Source organism: Pseudoalteromonas sp. MMG005, from assembly GCF_018101015.1.
GTDB classification, from domain to species: domain Bacteria; phylum Pseudomonadota; class Gammaproteobacteria; order Enterobacterales; family Alteromonadaceae; genus Pseudoalteromonas; species Pseudoalteromonas aurantia.
On sequence record NZ_JAGJEK010000035.1, the window covers coordinates 1 to 17,091 of the forward strand.

A 17,091-nucleotide genomic window follows, 5' to 3' on the forward strand; every position below is an offset into this window, starting at 1 on the left:
AATGCGAGAGAAATGTGTGCCTGTCCTTTTTTTACTGTTAAATTCGGGAAATTTTTAATTCTTAGGGTGGAGGAAAAATAACTCCCCTTGATTTACCTCACCTAAATTGGTGTTTCCTACATTGCAGCTCGTATCTAAATTAGATGACGGCTCTACAATTGCATTGTTGCCCTGTCGTTTGTAGACTTTTGCTGTAGTCGGAGAAAAATTAACTTCATAAACTTCACCTTCTTCAGGTGTAAAAACAGTTAATGGTTGATACATATTTATCGAAGTCGTTCCGCCATTAAACCCACCAAAACTTCCCATGTATATTTGAGGCATAGAAAAGCCTATTTCAGAGCCAGCTTCAACTTTTATAGTAATTTCTTTGTGGTTTGGGTATCCGACTGTTCTAGAATTAATCATTCCTATTAACTTAGAACTTTCAACCTGGCATAGATTTTCTTTGTGATATACAACTCTTAAGTTGTAATTATCTTCCATATCCGTAGTGGTTAATTTAACTGTTGCGGTCTTCCCTGAGATGGGTTCAACATAATTTGATTTTAATGTCATGCACCCCTGTATCAAAATTAAAAAAGACACTAACACAGTTAAGATATACGACTTTCTCACATTTTCCCCTTTGAATTTAACTACTTAGTATTTATGCTATGGGAATTTGCTTCTAGTGGCATAACTTGTTTTATGCTTATTTTATCGGCTTGTCTTTCGCGCTTAAGCCACCCCTGCATTACTCAGTACGTTTTACCCTGCCATTAGAGCTAATTTTCGCCGATTTATCAATGATATTTTACCACACACGTACTTTTCTAGCCCGAACACTTAAGCAGGTAAACGCGTTGATTTAATTCAGCATGCTCTGCTGCTAGCTCGTTCGTGCTAATTTCATAGTCTCTTCACTTGAATTAACCACTTCGTTAAACCGTAAGACCCCGATTTTACATACTTCAAAGAAATTTGTGCCTGTCCCATATTATTATTATGAGGTTAACCGATGAATGTCTAGTGCCCCTGCGAACCCATAAGGAAATGGAAAAAAGTAGGCAGCGATGAGATCGCAATAAGAGAGCCTCACTATGTGTTTGCCGTAAGCAACTTGCTTAACTGCCACATCGACAGACGAAATAAACGGATTTGTTTATTGATTTAGAGTTGGCCGTCACTTATAAAAACGGCCAAAAAGAACATTAGTGCCTATTGACAGAGTTAAGGCTCATATGTGTTATACGCATTAAAGCCAATCTCTTAGTTTGTTCAGTTCTTGCTTCATCGGCAGCCACTCTTGAATTTCATTGCTACCATCATCTAAAAAAAGGGTATCTATGTAATTATCGAAATATTTAAAGTATCTAGAAAAAAAACACTTCGTTAGTTTTTTATCAACTAACCTACCATCTTTGAGGTTTTGTATATTTGAAAAAAAATGAAGCACACTTGATAGGTGGAAAAAATCATCTTCATTTGCCAGTTGTACAATATTTTTATCTGTATTTGATTGCAATAGTGTTGCAGATTTACTTCTTGATTCAAAAAGTTTCTCTGAATGGAAAATTTTATTTAACTCGAACACATTTTGTTTTAGAGATCTTCTTGAGGTGAAAAGATAAGCAACACCTGCCGAAACAATTGCTATGCATATTTTTAGTACTATATCATTCATGATTAAACTCATGACTTCATGTCCTTTTGCGTATAACTATTTAGTATTTATGCAGCACGTTGTTTGTGCTGCATAATCGCTTGTTGGACTGAGCCGCTACCTGCTCTGTGTGTCAGAGTTGGTGTTATTTATGCTATGGGAATTTGCTTTTAGTGGCATAGCTTGTCTTATGCCTATTTTATCGGCTTATCTTTCGTGCTTAAGCCATCCCTGCATTACTCAGTACGTTTTATCTTGCCATTAGAGCTAATTTTCGGCGATTTATCAATGATATTTTCACCACACACGCACTTTTCTAGCCTGAACACTTAAGCAGGTTAACGCGTTGATTTAATTCAGCAAGCTCTGCTGCTAACTCGTTCGTACTAATTTCATAGTCTCTTCACTTGAATTAACCATTTCACTAAATCGTAAGACCCCGATTTTACATACTTCAAAGAAATTTGTGCCTGTCCCATATTATTAAGGCAAGCAGTCCTAGCAACGCCTATAACAAAACACGTAAAAGCGCATACATTTCGTCACTCTTTCGCCACTGAACTTTTACAACACGGTACTGATATTAGAACGGTGCAAGAACTGTTAGGCCATTCAGATTTAAAAACAACCGAACTATATACGCATGTGATCGGGAGTCGATTTAGCCATACTTTAAGCCCGTTAGATAGGTGAGACTAAACCCATGTAACAGTGTTTAATTCGTCATTGGCCGAATTATTGCTGGCAATGCAACTTAAAAAATACGCTAAAAAAATGGGTAATTCATCTTGCATAAATATAGTACTGATGCAAAAGTAACTAACGACTTTATTCATTGAAGGTCATTGTTTTTATACAATGAGACAATACAAGGAAAAGTAATCATGCATAAAAGTGACCATAAAATCGTACAAAACAAACTGGGGCTATATATCGCTTTGGGCGCTGGAGGCGGCGCTGCTATAGGCGCAATTGTCGGTGTTATTTTTGATATTTTGCCATTTAGTATCTCTACTGGGTGCGCACTTGGCGTTGGTATTGGCGTTGCCATTGGTGCTGCGCGCTTAGCACCAAAAAAAGTAAAACACCCAAGCTGAATTAACTAAAGTGTAAAATAGCGTCTCTTTTGAGTACATTACTACATTGTATTAGTTAAGGTGTTTTTTACCTACTTGCTGCGCGCCTGTTTTTTGTTAACCCGCGAATATTACTTATGCGGCAAACCGCTCAGCCCATGTAAGTGTCCCTAATACCACTGGTGCTTCCAGATCATATGAATAGGTATGGATATCATCTATTTGTCGCGCATGAAATCGCTGTTCAACATCAGATATATTTGCGCCAGCCCATTGTTCAATGGAGTCTGACTTTTTAAATAAATGCGGTTTTTCTTCAACATCATCCATGAGCTTAGACCAAAGCTCTGATTGTATCTGAGCGGGTTTGTTATGAACTTGCTCAACCATATCATTCATCCAACTGAGTCCATAATCTTCGTAAGCATTCAAGAGCTTTTTATGAAAACCTTTTCGCGCACTGTCATCTGGCATCGCATCATTTAAAGAGACATATTGCCCTTTTGAGCTTTGGTAATAATTAACATGCGCTTCATAATTAACTTGTTGACCTATATAACTGAAAATATTGGTTGGCCCAGTTTCGTCAGCTTCACTTAACATATCAAAAAAGGCACGTTTGTCGTTGTGTGCAACCAGACTCGCCATATCGACAATACCGCGACTTTTTTCAAAGTCACTGTCTTTTAAATGCGTATTTATAGTCAGTAAATCATCTTCACTGAAAGTTGCACGCGCAAGCATATCCGTATAGGTATCGGTGAGGTTTTTGCTGTTATTGCCTTTTGTTAAGCGCATATCTAATCCATTTTCAGCCCGTGGAACATGCATTAAAATAGGCTCTCTACCATCTTCATCAACGGGGATCAATGAAGTGGGCGCGGCCCCGTTTTGTGCCTGTGCAGATAAAGCCATAAATGTATCTACCGTATCTTTTAACATCTCAGTCGACATGCCTTCGAGTGCGTTAAATAACTCCTCAGGTTTTTTATTGTTGAACAATCTCAAAGGAGGAAATGATTGCTCTAGCACTTGGGTGAATTTACTGAAGGTTTCGTCATCCATTTTTTCTAAAATAGATAATAACGTTTTTGAAGGCTTATATTGTTTCATGATATCGCGCTGATCTGGACTTAATCTGTCCAGCTGATCTAAAAACGCGTCTATATCTTGTTTATTATCTAACTCGCCGTATTGATATTGTCTTTCACTATCAGGGGCTGATAGATCAATCGTCACTTTGGGCTGATAGCCTGAAAAATAAAGCTTGGCTCCTATTACAGGCGCTTCATTTTTTATGATCGCAACGTCGCGTTGAGTTGTAGTCACACTATTTTTGTGTTGTTTTTCTACTTCACTATCAAGTAAAGCTCTGTCTTCTTTCGACACCGTAATCGGGGTCATTTCTAACTTGATAGCTTGACCCCGACTAACTTGATTCTGATTAACTTGATTCTGACTGACGAAGGGATACTGAATACGCATCGCTGTTTCCTTGCGATTAAAGTGCCTAATAACGGGTTATATCTCAAATATCGGCCAACAATTCGTAAACTTTACACTTTTCTGTACATATCATAGTCTCTACGTCAAAGTATCTACGACGAATACTTCACTTATAATAGGAACAGGTAAGAACAGCGATATGCGTTATCAATGCTTCTACCTCCTCCTCTTTATTCTGTGGCTAGCACGCTTCGTTTTCTAATGACCCTAGCAAAAATAGTCAAAAACAATACAACAAAAGTAATTGCTATGAATACCGATACAAGTGATGAGCTTTTCTGTACGCGAGGAGCTGATGACTGAAAATGTATCTGCTTAGGCGTGGCTACCTCTGGTTTGCTCACTTTTCCATCTTGCGAACCAAATTTTGCACTGACGATTGCTACTTCAGTGGGTAAATGCATTGAACTGGCTTCAAATTGCACTCTGCCCAATATACCTGAACCATTAACATCTTTAGCAGGGTTAACCTGACTCATAACAAATTGAATTCGGCCCTCTTTTTTATTAACGTGATTCTTTAAAATAAATTGGTAACGCGTATTGAAAAAGTCACTCGCTTCGATTTGTACGCCATCCTTATTTTCATCTTTATCAATTACTGTCAAAACATCCGGATCATAAACAATTTCAATATCGGCACCATAAACATTTGGCATATCGACAACTTCAATATCAACATAAAACCTACCACCTAATGTAATATCATCTTCTGCGACTGAAAGCGAAATATGTCCACTTTGAGCCCAGCAAGGTACCGCTAGTAATAAAAACAGCAAGTTAATAATACGCATCGTTATATTTTCTCCAATGTTAGTATCAGCCGCTCAAACACAGAGCGGCCATATAATCATAATTTAGTATGATTAAAATATACTTTTACCAGCACTTATCACCACGTTTGCACACCTGATTTACCATAATGATTGCCTAACAATGTGAGATCCTGAACGTTTATTTTAGTATCACGGTTAAAGTCTGCTTTAGGTGTATACGGGGCGCCGCCTTCTAAAGTGCTGCGATATGCACCAAGCAATAGGGTTAAATCGGCGATGTCAATTTGTCCATTTGCATTACTGTCACCAGCGACCAATGATATATTACCTAAATCTAAACTTGGCTCACCTGCATTCACCGTTATAGACTTTTCTGCTGGTAAATAACCATCAGATTCCACTCTTATTACCACTTCGCCTGACGCTAAATTCACTGAAAATGTGCCATCAGCACTAATTTCTACAGATATACCATTTACAAACACTCTGGTTTGACTGTAATCCCCAGAAAACCCAAGGGCTGATACATTGCCGGTTACTAATTGCGCTTCCTCTATGGTGAAACTCCAAGGTGTACTTGTACTCAGCAACATCTGACCTGCGTTATTTGCTAATTCTGCAGTTAAATTTAACGTAACAGTCCCTGCTTGTTCAGCTTTCATTGAAACAGTAGCAAAAACACCTTGTCCCGTAATCGCCGGAGCTGGATGAATCAAGCTAAGCGCACCGCTCCACTCATTATCTGTAACAACTTCAGGTAACCCGATTCTTTTATCCAACGGAAAAACATTGCCATAGCTGCCTGACGTAATTTTTATTTTTCCAGCTGATGAATTCGTCAAACGGACATCAGCACCATATATATTTGATCCTGCAACTAAAATATCAAAGCTATATTCTTCACCTACTAACATAGATTGTGGCAGTGATGAGAGTGAAACTAAATTTGAATAACCGAGTTGAAACTGTTGGGCATAGGCATCATTTAGTGGAAAACCGCTATTGTGATAACTCACAAGCAAACGATTACCAGGTAAAACATCAATCATCGGACCATAGTACTGAGTCGCATCTGAGTACTTTCTTATACTCTGAATTGCATCAACAGCTAAGTTGTTTGCGTCAAATTGACGGTACGACATTGTATTTTCAGCCCCATAGCTTTCCCATGCAATTACATACCCTCCATCGTCTAAGCTTTTTATTACTGGGTCAAAATGGTTGGCTCCAACAAAGGGAGCCGTTAGCTGGTATTCATTGCCTATTGCCACCCCTTGAGTATTAAAGCGTTGTATAAATATATCTGAGCTTTCACCACCAGCTGCTTTTTGTCCGAAATATCCCCAAGCAACGACAAAACCTCCATCATTCAAGCCACTTACTGATATCGTTTGAAAATCAGGCGTTATATTTTGAGGTGAGAACTGTTGAATGTTGGTAATTGCTGAGCCAGCTTCAGAAAATATTTGATTGTAAATTTGACTACCTTGCCACCAAGTTAAAACATATCGCTCTTGTGTCAATGTATCTAAACCATAAATATTGAAATATGAATGTATCTCATTGTTGTGCTCCACCAAATTATTGACAGTGCCATTCGCATGATATCTTTGTGTGTAGGTTTTACCACCTTCTCCCCAACTAATCATAAACTTCCCTTGGTCAAGGTCATATGCTTTAGGGTTAATATAATAATCGGACGATACACTTTTTACCAAAAACTCACTTCCAATAGCATTACCACTGATATCAAATAACTTAGCCATGATACTTTTATCTGCATTCCAAGTTATAACAAAATTGCCATTATCAAGTCCTTTTACGGCAACGGTATGTACTCCTTCGCTATAATTCAACGACTGTGTACTAACTTGGATTTCACTACCCGCAAACGAACCATCTGCATGGTACCGCTGGGCAAAAATGTGTGTTTGTGTAAACGGGGTGTTTGTTTGCGTTGTACCATACCAAGCAACAACATAGCCACCATCAGATAGTGCGCTAACGCTACTATTAACCTGACCAACCAATCTAGATTGACTATTTACTTTAGATGCCTGTACTTGGATGCTTGCGACAATCAAAAACATCGCAAAAAGAATATGAAAAATTGAGTAGTTTATTTGTTTTAAGTTTAGGCCAAATAAAACATGATTATTGAGCCTGTTGAGCACACGGTTTAACATAATGCATTCCTTCAAGAGTTATCGTAAGACAGGTAAAGACGCTGAACTCCCAAAACACAACATTGTGAAATACAATACGATCGTATCGCACCAGTAAATTGCTGAATATAATGAGAATGGGCTTTACTTATTATTCCTTTCCCAAGAATATATATCGCCCGCTTTGAGTTTTTCATTAGTACAAAAGTGAATTATTTATTTGAACTTTTAAGTCTTCATGTAATAGTTTCACATTTGATAAATAAGCTAATCAATAAAGCTGCCATATATCGTGGTTTTTATTTACTCAAAGTGAAAAAATTGCGCCTCGCTCCAACATATCTCCCTCACAATACGGTATATCGCAATGAAGAAAAGCTCGTGAGACTTATTCCTATCAAAGTTGTATGCTTCCTTGAGAGGCCATCACATTAACTTACATGATTATTGTTTAACTTAATTAAAAACAAACCAGTGTAGTATTCAGCAAAGGTCAATGTGAAAATTTAATCTAGGCTCTTGTCAGAATTATGATAAAGATGTGTAATGCTCAATACGTTCTCAAAAGAGCTAAGAACCACAAACCAAGCTCTCTCCCTCATAAGATGAGCAAACAGGAAGATAAGCGTTTCGACATTGAGAAGGTTATTATTATTTGAAACCGTCCTTTCCCACATGACGCATCTTTAAAATGGTTTAATCATTTAGTATCCATTGGTACTCATCAGTCATACTCTTTGTATTTTTAACTATAATATAGTATCTACTTCAAAATACTTGGTGCACTCGCCTACCGTTAATACAACCTCATCGCCGAGTTGCTTCGTGAACAACGCCTGCCCTATTGGTGAAGCATGTGTAATAACTAATATATCTTGTTGCTGAACGGTCACTTTTAACCCGCCTTCGGATGGGCCTAAATAAAACCAGTGCATAACGTTATTCATATCAATAAGCTGAACAAGGCTACCTTCTTTAGCGCGTATTTCAGTGTCTTGGTTAAAGCTATGGGTAAAAAGGGCAATAGATTTATGAATATCATTCACCCGCTCACTTTGACCATGGGCTAAATAGCCAGACTCAATGCTTAACGAGTCATACTGGGTCTCGGCAGCACTTTGCTCATGCGTCGCATCTTGATGTGCACTGTCGGCCGCCTGTTTTGCTTGTGCCAATTTTGCCTCTAACGCAAATTTAATATGCTCTATTACATGGCCCTTATTCATTTTCTCTCTCTTACTACTACAAAATCACATATAAAGGAAAAGCCAATGACTGTTCCTGTTTTTTACTATTGACTATTTTAATGGTTAACTTCCACTGCATCAATCGCGTAGTGCATAGCCCAACCATGGTTGTTGCATGAAACACACCATGCTCTTGCTGTTCAAAGAAAACTGGAATATAGCCCATGTTCATGTCTTCCCCGGCTAAAAAAGCGGAGTCAATCGTGTTGCCTTGCGGTAACTCTAGAGTCACGCCAATCTCTTCTTCACCTTTTATCACGTTTGATGAATACCAAAGTCGTACCTCATTACTATGCAAGCAAGGCGATTGTCTTATACAGTTTTCTATTTTACTTAAGCTTTCACTTTTTTCTGAACTTTCATGTATAATAGCTGTAGGGTCAGAGCATGCGCTCACAAAACTCAACACGGCAAGTACGCAAAACCACAATTTGAGCATTATTTATCCTAATTTAGACGATAAAAACTGATGCATAGTAATGCAGATTTTATTATTGCGCTACAATGATGAATAACTGAACAAAGAATGGGCCAAAATTTGATTGATGTCATAATTTTATGCGTTTGAGGTATCTTTTCTTTTGCAAAAAAATTATTATTTCCTTGCAAAAATAAGGGTTTCTCAGGTTGGTTTGAAATGTAATTGTCAAACAATTTCATTTTTAATCAAGCTTGTTGAAATATAAAGCAGGGCCTGTTTATACAGGTAATTCATTTCTAATCGCATTAATTGCAGCGGAATCCAGAAAATGAGCCAGACAGTAGCATCACAAACTGAGTACAATTATAAAGTTGTACGCCAATTCGCTATCATGACAGTGATTTGGGGCATCGTTGGCATGGGTGTTGGTGTTCTAATTGCTGCCCAACTCGCTTGGCCAGCATTGAACTTTGATACACCATGGTTAACATACTCACGACTTCGTCCGTTACACACGAACGCAGTCATATTCGCATTTGGTACTAGTGCACTTTTCGCAACGTCTTATTATGTTGTGCAACGTACATGTCAAACGCGACTTTTCTCCGACAAACTCGCTTCGTTTACCTTTTGGGGTTGGCAAGCAATCATTGTCTCGGCAGCTATTACGCTTCCTCTTGGTATTACATCGTCAAAAGAATATGCTGAGTTAGAGTGGCCAATTGATATCGCAATTGCGGTTGTTTGGATCACTTATGCGGTTGTTTTCTTTGGTACATTGATCAAGCGTAAAGTGTCTCATATCTACGTAGCTAACTGGTTCTACGCTGGTTTCATTATTACGGTTGCTGTACTTCACATCGTGAACAGTATGGCTGTGCCTGTATCGTTAACTAAATCATACTCAATTTATGCCGGCGCCGTCGATGCCATGGTGCAGTGGTGGTATGGTCATAACGCGGTAGGCTTCTTATTAACTGCTGGTTTCCTAGGTATGATGTACTACTTCGTACCAAAACAAGCAGGCCGTCCTGTATATTCTTACCGTTTGTCAGTTGTTCACTTCTGGGCATTGGTTTCTCTTTACATTTGGGCTGGCCCTCACCACCTTCATTACACCGCGCTTCCAGACTGGACGCAGTCTTTAGGAATGGTAATGTCTGTTATCTTATTCGTACCTTCATGGGGCGGGATGATCAACGGTATTATGACACTTTCAGGAGCATGGCATAAACTTCGTACCGATCCGGTATTGCGCTTCTTAGTTGTCTCTCTATCGTTTTACGGTATGTCGACGTTTGAAGGTCCAATGATGGCTATTAAATCAGTGAACGCATTATCTCACTACACTGATTGGACTGTTGGTCACGTACATTCAGGTGCCCTTGGTTGGGTTGCTATGATCTCTATCGGTGCTATTTATCACTTGATCCCTGCACTATTTGGTCACGGTAACATGTTCAGCGTTAAGCTTGTTAACACCCACTTCTGGCTACACACTGTTGGTGTTGTTTTATACATCGTTGCAATGTGGATCTCAGGTGTAATGCAAGGCCTTATGTGGCGTGCGGTAAATGCTGACGGTACATTGATGTATAGCTTTGTACAATCACTTGAAGCGTCTAAACCGTTCTACATAATGCGATTCCTTGGCGGTGTATTCATCGTAATTGGTATGCTGGTTATGGCATACAACGTGTTCCGCACAGTGAGTGCTAAAAGTGGCACCCTTGCTACTGATGCACACACAAAAATGGCTTAAGGGGTGTAGAATATGAGCAATAAAAATTCAGCCAACAAACATGAAATCGTAGAAAAGAACGTCGGCCTAATGGCCATACTGACTGTTTTTGCGATCAGCTTTGGTGCACTGGTAGAAATTACGCCACTTATGTTCCAAGAAGACACAACGAAACCTGTTGATGGCCTACGCCCATTAACTGCATTAGAAATGGAAGGTCGTGATATTTATGTGCGTGAAGGGTGTTATAACTGTCACTCGCAAATGATCCGCCCGTTTCGTGATGAAGTTGAACGTTATGGTCACTACTCTGTTGCTGGTGAATCAGTATGGGATCACCCATTCCAGTGGGGCTCTAAGCGTACTGGTCCTGACTTAGCACGTGTTGGCGAACGCTATTCTGATGATTGGCATTATGCCCATTTGATGGATCCTCGTTCAGTAGTTCCAGAATCAAATATGCCAGGTTATCCATGGTTAGACAGCACAAAGGTAGATACCTCTCTTACCCTTAAGAAGCTGCAGATCTTCCGTGACAATTTTGGTATTGATAAAGCATCACCCAAGTATGATGGAAAAGGTTACGGCGATGATAATGAGCTATTAGCTCAAATCGCTAAAGTCGATTCTATGAATAACGGCACTGGTGCAACCGAAATGCAAGCCCTAATTGCATACCTTCAGCAACTTGGCACACATTTGAAGTAATTATTATGGATTACGGCACATACAGAGGCATTTTGACTCTGATAATTTTGGTACTATTTATTGTGATTGTTGGCTGGGCATACAGTAAACGCTCAAAAAATCGATTCGACAGCGCGGCAAATGCGATTTTCGAAGACGAGAAAAAGCACGACAGCACAATCTCTAACGAGGAAAAGGAGTCTGAAAAATGACTAGCTTTTGGAGTATTTGGGTAATTGTATTAACCCTTGCGTGTCTTGCTCTGATCTTAGGCCTACTACTTTGGAACCTGAAAAACTATGCAGGTGTTGAAGAAGGTGAAAGCTGTGGTCACGAGTTTGATGGTATTGAAGAACTGAACAACCCACTCCCTAAATGGTGGACCTACATGTTCTTCGCAACCTTTGTTTGGTCTGTTTATTACCTTGCAGCCTACCCTGGTCTTGGTAATTTCGCAGGTTTGCTTAATTGGACTAGCTCAAACCAGGGCGTTAAATCAATGGAAGAATCTAAGGCGGCAGTTTTAGCCGCTCAAGAAAATGGCCATTGGGTGCAGCTAGACAAAGAAGTTGAATATGCACAAGAGCGTTTTGGTCCTATCTTTGAAGCATTTGCAAAGCAAGATGTTGTAACATTGGCTAAAGACGAAAAAGCACTTGAGATTGGCCAGCGTTTGTTTGCACAAAACTGTGCACAATGTCACGGTTCTGATGCTCGCGGTGGAATGGGCTTTCCTAATCTAACCGACAATGATTGGTTATACGGCGGCAAGCCGGACCAAATCAAAGAAACACTGCTTAACGGTCGTGTTGCAGCAATGCCGGGTTGGAAAGATGCACTTGGTGAACAAGGCGTTGAAGAAATGACTGCATTCGTGCTGAGCCTTTCAGGTCGTAAAGTAAACCAAAAAGACGCTGATGCAGGTAAAGCTAAGTTCGCAATGTGTGCAGCCTGTCACGGTATGGACGGTAAAGGCTCTGTTGCCCATAACCTGCCATTTGGTGCGCCTAACCTCACAGACAATGTTTGGTTATATGGTGGCTCTAAGCGCGCAGTTGAAGAAACGCTCAACCATGGTCGTGCCGGTGTAATGCCAGCATGGAAAGAGATCTTAGGTGAAGATAAAGTTCACTTATTAACCGCTTATGTTTATAGCTTATCGCAAAATAATCAATAAATTATAACGAGTTAATCGAGATCAAAAAAGCCTCCATTTGGAGGCTTTTTTTTAGGTTTTTCACTGCAAATGAGATAAAATACCTGCACACTTTTTAAGTCTTTGAGTCGTTATGAATCCTACCCCGTGGTATAAAAACTTTTGGCCTTGGTTTTTAATGTTCTTTCCTGTTGTTACTATCATTGCCTGTATTGGGTTAGTGGTTTTTGCTGTTGGTAATGGCCCTGATATGGTCGTTGATGACTACTACAAAAAAGGGAAAGCAATTAACCTTGAGCTTACCAAATTCGACAAAGCAAAAGCGCTCTATTTACACGGAGATTTACAAGTCACAGCTGACACCATCAAGTTTCATTTTACCAAAGGTGACGCCAGCAAGGTAAATGCATTAAAAGCGTCGTTTTATCACCGAACAATCAAAAAATACGATTTCAGTACCAACTTACTCGCCAATGCCAATGGCGAATTTACCGCCGTATTAGACACCATAGAACAAGGGGCCTATACGGTTTTTCTTGAGCCTATGGATGGCAGTTGGAAACTGAAAGAAAACTTACAACTACCTAGCGACACAATCATAAAAATATCACCAGAATATAAGTAGTCACCATGTCAAAAGCGTGTTTCCATTGCTTAGAGCCTGTCCCAAAAGGGTTTAATGAAACGGTGCTATTTGATAGCCAGCAACACCCAGTGTGTTGCATTGGCTGTCAAGCTGTTGCTGAAACCATCGTTGCTCAAGGTATGAGTGACTATTACAAATTTCGTACTGAAAGTGCCGGTAAAGTTGATGAGTTAATTCCAGAACAACTCTCACTGATAAAAAGCTACGACAATCAAGATATTCAATCTGATTTTGTCTCTGATAGTGGTAACTTGTCAGAAGTATTATTGAGTGTAGAGGGCATTAGCTGTGCGGCATGCGCATGGTTGATAGAAAAGCAGTTATTGGCACTAAAAGGCGTCAACCGCGTCGATGTAAATACATCAACTCATCGCGCCATGATCTTGTGGGATAAAGAACAAACTTTACTCAGTGATATTATTCAAGCATTAATACATATCGGCTATAAAGCCTACCCATTCCAAGCAGATGAAGAAGCAAGCCAAAAACAAGCGACGGCCAAAGCCTACATTCGTCGTTTAGGCGTAGCAGGCTTAATGACGATGCAAGTCATGATGTTTGCATTTGCCATGTACTTTGGCATGTTTTCAGGAATGGAAGAAGATTTTGAACAGTACTTTCGCTGGATCAGCCTGATCTTGGCCTCTCCGGTTATTCTTTACTCCGCACTGCCCTTTTTAACCAATGCGATTAAAGGCCTCAAAGCCAAACAACTCAACATGGATTTGCCCGTTTCGTTGGCCATTTTTGGTGCCTATGCCGCAAGTTGCTACGCCACTGTTATGGAAGTGGGTGAAGTGTATTTCGAGTCTATTTGTATGTTTACCTTCTTACTTTTATTGGGTAAATATCTCGAATTTAGAGCGCGCTTAAAAGCCAGTGAGTTTACTGCTAACTTACAAAAACTCTTGCCGCTGACCGCACGTAAAATCGATGATAATGGCGATGAAGCGGTCGTTGCAGCCAAAAATTTAAAACTCCATGACCGTGTACTCATCAAAGCCGGCGAAACCATTGCTGCTGACGGAATCATCATCGCTGGCACCACCACCGTTGATGAATCAATGATGACCGGTGAGCATTTACCTGTGAAAAAGTACCTTGGTCAACAAGTGTTTGCCGGTACAGTGAATCACGATGGCGTCGTTAGCATAAAAATTAATAAAGTGGGGCAAAACACCCTACTTAATCAAATTATTAAATTGCAACACTCTGCACTGTCTAAGCGCCCAAAGCTGGTTGAAGTAACAGACAAAGTGGCACAATGGTTCGTCGCTTGCCTATTAATATTTGCCTCTATCACAGCGATTGGCTGGTACCCTGTTTCACCGGAACAAGCATTCTGGATCACTATTTCAGTCTTAGTAGCAACCTGCCCGTGTGCACTGAGCTTAGCAATACCGACCGCATTAACCTGTGCTGTCGCCACGCTAACCAAAAAAGGTGTATTAATAAAAGAAGCCCATGTGCTAGAAACACTCACAAAACTCACTCGGGTTGCCTTTGACAAAACAGGCACCTTAACTGAAGGGCATTTTTCGATAGATAAAGTGGTATTACACAATAATGCTTATAGCGAAAACGAGGTACTTTCCTTAGCCGCCAGCTTAGAAAAGTACTCAGAACACCCTATTGCAGCCGCATTCAATGAGCACTTAAACACCCATCATGATCTCAAAAATATTGAAGTACATACCGGGAAAGGGATCAGCGCGTCATTGGGCGAGCAAACACTGGCGATAGGAAAAAGTGGCTGGCACCAACAGCAGCGTTCCAATGCGCAAGCAACTTTATATATAGATGAACAAGCCATTGCTGACTTTTATTTCAATGACAAGGTTAGAAATAATGCCAAAGATGTCATCGCTCAGCTGCAACACAATGGCTTAAGTTGTCACTTGTTAACCGGAGACAGCTCTGATGCCGGTGCGAAACTCACTGATACCCTGAACCTTGACTCACAGCAAAGTAGCTGCTCACCAAAAGACAAACAGCTTGCCGTTGATGCTTGGTCTAACAAAGGCGAAATTGTGGCGATGGTTGGCGATGGCGTCAACGATAGCCCAGTGTTTAACAGTGCTCACCTTTCAATCGCGATGGAAACCGGCGCAGACATATCAAAAAATACCGCCGATGTGGTATTGTTAAAGAGTGATCTAAATGCCATTTTGCAGTTGCAAAAAATTGCACTGCAAACCCGTCGTATCGTGAAGCAAAATTTGACCATTTCCTTGTTATATAACGGTTCAATCTTGCCACTGGCTGCTCTTGGTATGGTCCCACCATGGGTCGCGGTCATCGGTATGTCGGCCAGCTCAATTATTGTGATAGGTAATTCATTGAGGTTATTAAAGCTATGAGCATCATTTACATTTTAATTCCCATCGCTATTTTATTTGTCATTATTGCCATTGGTATCTTCTTTTGGGCAGTTAAAAGTGAACAATTTTCTGACTTAAATAAACAAGGTCACAGCATTTTGTTTGAAGATGACAAAGAACAGCATCAAAATGCCAATGACAGAGATTAGTTTATTTGGTGCGTTTATTATGGGATTAGTTGGCAGTGGCCACTGTATTGTGATGTGCGGTGGTATTGCTTCAAGCCTACAAATGGCTAATTCAACACTCAAACCTATTAGCGTCGGGCTTACTTACAACTTAGGCCGAGCGACAAGTTATATGGTAGCCGGTGCGTTAGTGGCGTCATTAGGGAACTCATTTGCAAAACAAAACACCGAATTCGCCCTGAGCTTAAAGATATTCAGTGGGGTATTCATGATATTGGTTGGGCTTTATGTTATGCGCCTCGCCAGTTCATTAAAGTGGCTAGAACAAGCTGGAAAAACCGTTCTTTGGCAGCACTTGGTGAAACTGAACAAACATTTACTCCCTATTAATACATACTCTAAAACTTTACTCTACGGCATGCTATGGGGTTGGCTACCTTGTGGACTGGTATATTCAGCACTCACATGGACTTTGCAAGCTCCTACTCCATGGTATGGCAGTGCCATTATGTTGAGCTTTGCACTGGGTACTTTGCCTTCGATGCTCATTGTTGGACAATCGGCACAACAACTTAGCCGCTTTTTAAACCACACGCTTATTAGGTGGGCGCTAGGTAGTATTTTTATCTGGTATGGAATCTATCTACTAATCATTGCATCCGATAGATTAGTACATTAACCTAGTCTCAGCGTCATATTTTAATGGATTTATTATGGATTTAAATAATCAACAACGTTCGAAAAGTCAATGCACCATCAGTTGTAATGACTGTAGTATCAGCCAACTATGTTTACCATTTACCTTAAATGGCAGTGAAATGGATAAACTAGATGAAATTATCGAGCGTAAGAAACCATTACATAAAGGCGATTATTTGTTTGAATCTGGCGCGAAGCTGAATGCCATATTCGCTGTACGCTCTGGGTCTTTTAAATCTTATACACTATCAGAACAAGGTGATGAGCAAATAACCGGCTTCCACCTAGCGGGTGATTTAGTCGGATTTGATGCCATCAACAAAATGCAGCACCAAAGTTTTGCTCAGGCACTAGAAACGTCAATGGTGTGTGAGATCCCATTTGATACACTGGACGAACTCGCCGGTAAGCTACCTAAATTGCGCCAGCAGATCATGCGCTTAATGAGTAACGAAATTAACTATGATCAAGAAATGCTATTACTGCTAAACAAAAAAACGGCTGAAGAACGACTCGCTACGTTTATATATAATTTGTCAAACCGGTTTGGTGAGCGAGGCTTTTCACGTAAAGAATTCCGCTTTACCATGACTCGAGGAGAAATTGGTAACTATTTAGGGCTTACGGTTGAAACGATAAGCCGTTTATTGAGCCGCTTCCAAAAAGCCAATCTCATTAAAGTTGAAGGTAAGTTTATTACTATCTTAAATATCCCTGAATTAGCTAAAACAGCAGCGATAGCGGTTTGATCTAGGGCAATGAATTCTCAATAACGACTTTCACCTTACGCTAAATCAGTTACACTTAACGTAACTGG

The 17,091-nt window shown here is 40.1% G+C and carries 17 protein-coding genes and 1 pseudogene; 11 read left to right on the plus strand and 7 right to left on the minus strand.

The features are described from left to right. Positions 1–54: 54 nt before the first annotated feature. Entirely contained in the window at positions 55–558 is a 504-nt protein-coding gene (locus J8M01_RS22325) for a hypothetical protein (protein ID WP_211059388.1), read from the minus strand. Between the two features lie 679 nt (positions 559–1,237). After that, positions 1,238–1,678, minus strand: coding sequence for a hypothetical protein (locus tag J8M01_RS22330; RefSeq protein WP_211059389.1), 441 nt, complete (start codon positions 1,676–1,678; stop codon positions 1,238–1,240). 450 nt (positions 1,679–2,128) lie between these two features. On the opposite strand from J8M01_RS22330, the pseudogene J8M01_RS22335 reads away from it, so the two are divergent. Beyond that, positions 2,129–2,338 (plus strand): annotated as a pseudogene (locus J8M01_RS22335) (tyrosine-type recombinase/integrase); the annotation flags it as partial. A 191-nt stretch (positions 2,339–2,529) separates the two neighbouring features. Next, a complete protein-coding gene (locus J8M01_RS22340) occupies positions 2,530–2,742 on the plus strand; it encodes a hypothetical protein (protein WP_192507785.1) in 213 nt (70 codons plus the stop codon). Positions 2,743–2,856: 114 nt separating this feature from the next. On the opposite strand, the gene J8M01_RS22345 is transcribed toward J8M01_RS22340, so the two are convergent. The 5 genes from J8M01_RS22345 to J8M01_RS22365 form a co-directional block, all read right to left on the minus strand. Beyond that, positions 2,857–4,206 carry a hypothetical protein gene (locus J8M01_RS22345; protein ID WP_211059390.1) on the minus strand — a complete coding sequence of 450 codons (1,350 nt, stop codon included), beginning with the start codon at positions 4,204–4,206 and terminating at the stop codon, positions 2,857–2,859. A gap of 191 nt (positions 4,207–4,397) precedes the next feature. Further along, positions 4,398–5,021, minus strand: coding sequence for a cohesin domain-containing protein (locus tag J8M01_RS22350; protein ID WP_211059391.1), 624 nt, complete (start codon positions 5,019–5,021; stop codon positions 4,398–4,400). A gap of 98 nt (positions 5,022–5,119) precedes the next feature. Beyond that, a complete protein-coding gene (locus J8M01_RS22355) occupies positions 5,120–7,189 on the minus strand; it encodes a hypothetical protein (RefSeq protein WP_211059392.1) in 2,070 nt (689 codons plus the stop codon). Positions 7,190–7,917: 728 nt separating this feature from the next. Further along, positions 7,918–8,394: a transcription elongation factor GreAB gene (locus J8M01_RS22360; RefSeq protein WP_192507789.1), complete on the minus strand. Its 477-nt coding sequence runs from the start codon at positions 8,392–8,394 to the stop codon at positions 7,918–7,920. 16 nt (positions 8,395–8,410) lie between these two features. Continuing rightward, positions 8,411–8,854 carry a hypothetical protein gene (locus J8M01_RS22365; protein ID WP_211059393.1) on the minus strand — a complete coding sequence of 148 codons (444 nt, stop codon included), beginning with the start codon at positions 8,852–8,854 and terminating at the stop codon, positions 8,411–8,413. A 310-nt stretch (positions 8,855–9,164) separates the two neighbouring features. On the opposite strand from J8M01_RS22365, the gene ccoN reads away from it, so the two are divergent. The 9 genes from ccoN (at position 9,165) to J8M01_RS22410 (ending at position 17,023) form a co-directional block, all read left to right on the plus strand. After that, entirely contained in the window at positions 9,165–10,598 is a 1,434-nt protein-coding gene (ccoN, locus tag J8M01_RS22370) for a cytochrome-c oxidase, cbb3-type subunit I (RefSeq protein WP_192507791.1), read from the plus strand. 12 nt (positions 10,599–10,610) lie between these two features. Continuing rightward, positions 10,611–11,285 carry a cytochrome-c oxidase, cbb3-type subunit II gene (gene ccoO, locus J8M01_RS22375; protein WP_210994747.1) on the plus strand — a complete coding sequence of 225 codons (675 nt, stop codon included), beginning with the start codon at positions 10,611–10,613 and terminating at the stop codon, positions 11,283–11,285. Positions 11,286–11,290: 5 nt separating this feature from the next. Then, entirely contained in the window at positions 11,291–11,476 is a 186-nt protein-coding gene (locus J8M01_RS22380; RefSeq protein WP_010362722.1) for a CcoQ/FixQ family Cbb3-type cytochrome c oxidase assembly chaperone, read from the plus strand. Next, entirely contained in the window at positions 11,473–12,441 is a 969-nt protein-coding gene (ccoP, locus tag J8M01_RS22385) for a cytochrome-c oxidase, cbb3-type subunit III (protein WP_192507793.1), read from the plus strand. Before J8M01_RS22380 ends, ccoP begins: the two co-directional genes overlap by 4 nt. A gap of 112 nt (positions 12,442–12,553) precedes the next feature. Continuing rightward, positions 12,554–13,045 carry a FixH family protein gene (locus J8M01_RS22390; protein WP_211059394.1) on the plus strand — a complete coding sequence of 164 codons (492 nt, stop codon included), beginning with the start codon at positions 12,554–12,556 and terminating at the stop codon, positions 13,043–13,045. A 5-nt stretch (positions 13,046–13,050) separates the two neighbouring features. Beyond that, on the plus strand, positions 13,051–15,426 hold the full coding sequence (locus J8M01_RS22395) for a heavy metal translocating P-type ATPase (protein WP_211059395.1): 2,376 nt from the start codon (positions 13,051–13,053) through the stop codon (positions 15,424–15,426). Continuing rightward, positions 15,423–15,596: a cbb3-type cytochrome oxidase assembly protein CcoS gene (gene ccoS, locus J8M01_RS22400; protein ID WP_192507796.1), complete on the plus strand. Its 174-nt coding sequence runs from the start codon at positions 15,423–15,425 to the stop codon at positions 15,594–15,596. Before J8M01_RS22395 ends, ccoS begins: the two co-directional genes overlap by 4 nt. Then, positions 15,583–16,254 carry a sulfite exporter TauE/SafE family protein gene (locus tag J8M01_RS22405; RefSeq protein ID WP_192508559.1) on the plus strand — a complete coding sequence of 224 codons (672 nt, stop codon included), beginning with the start codon at positions 15,583–15,585 and terminating at the stop codon, positions 16,252–16,254. Before ccoS ends, J8M01_RS22405 begins: the two co-directional genes overlap by 14 nt. A 34-nt stretch (positions 16,255–16,288) precedes the next feature. Next, positions 16,289–17,023: an FNR family transcription factor gene (locus J8M01_RS22410; protein ID WP_192507797.1), complete on the plus strand. Its 735-nt coding sequence runs from the start codon at positions 16,289–16,291 to the stop codon at positions 17,021–17,023. The last annotated feature ends 68 nt before the right edge of the window (positions 17,024–17,091 follow it).

What these genes read in the sequence shown, in the direction of transcription:
- J8M01_RS22325 (WP_211059388.1), bottom strand. Translation starts at nt 558, where the DNA reads ATGACATTAAAATCAAATTATGTTGAACCCATCTCAGGGAAGACCGCA.
- J8M01_RS22330 (WP_211059389.1), bottom strand. Translation starts at nt 1,678, where the DNA reads ATGAGTTTAATCATGAATGATATAGTACTAAAAATATGCATAGCAATT.
- J8M01_RS22340 (WP_192507785.1), top strand. Translation starts at nt 2,530, where the DNA reads ATGCATAAAAGTGACCATAAAATCGTACAAAACAAACTGGGGCTATAT.
- J8M01_RS22345 (WP_211059390.1), bottom strand. Translation starts at nt 4,206, where the DNA reads ATGCGTATTCAGTATCCCTTCGTCAGTCAGAATCAAGTTAATCAGAAT.
- J8M01_RS22350 (WP_211059391.1), bottom strand. Translation starts at nt 5,021, where the DNA reads ATGCGTATTATTAACTTGCTGTTTTTATTACTAGCGGTACCTTGCTGG.
- J8M01_RS22355 (WP_211059392.1), bottom strand. Translation starts at nt 7,189, where the DNA reads ATGTTAAACCGTGTGCTCAACAGGCTCAATAATCATGTTTTATTTGGC.
- J8M01_RS22360 (WP_192507789.1), bottom strand. Translation starts at nt 8,394, where the DNA reads ATGAATAAGGGCCATGTAATAGAGCATATTAAATTTGCGTTAGAGGCA.
- J8M01_RS22365 (WP_211059393.1), bottom strand. Translation starts at nt 8,854, where the DNA reads ATGCTCAAATTGTGGTTTTGCGTACTTGCCGTGTTGAGTTTTGTGAGC.
- ccoN (WP_192507791.1), top strand. Translation starts at nt 9,165, where the DNA reads ATGAGCCAGACAGTAGCATCACAAACTGAGTACAATTATAAAGTTGTA.
- ccoO (WP_210994747.1), top strand. Translation starts at nt 10,611, where the DNA reads ATGAGCAATAAAAATTCAGCCAACAAACATGAAATCGTAGAAAAGAAC.
- J8M01_RS22380 (WP_010362722.1), top strand. Translation starts at nt 11,291, where the DNA reads ATGGATTACGGCACATACAGAGGCATTTTGACTCTGATAATTTTGGTA.
- ccoP (WP_192507793.1), top strand. Translation starts at nt 11,473, where the DNA reads ATGACTAGCTTTTGGAGTATTTGGGTAATTGTATTAACCCTTGCGTGT.
- J8M01_RS22390 (WP_211059394.1), top strand. Translation starts at nt 12,554, where the DNA reads ATGAATCCTACCCCGTGGTATAAAAACTTTTGGCCTTGGTTTTTAATG.
- J8M01_RS22395 (WP_211059395.1), top strand. Translation starts at nt 13,051, where the DNA reads ATGTCAAAAGCGTGTTTCCATTGCTTAGAGCCTGTCCCAAAAGGGTTT.
- ccoS (WP_192507796.1), top strand. Translation starts at nt 15,423, where the DNA reads ATGAGCATCATTTACATTTTAATTCCCATCGCTATTTTATTTGTCATT.
- J8M01_RS22405 (WP_192508559.1), top strand. Translation starts at nt 15,583, where the DNA reads ATGACAGAGATTAGTTTATTTGGTGCGTTTATTATGGGATTAGTTGGC.
- J8M01_RS22410 (WP_192507797.1), top strand. Translation starts at nt 16,289, where the DNA reads ATGGATTTAAATAATCAACAACGTTCGAAAAGTCAATGCACCATCAGT.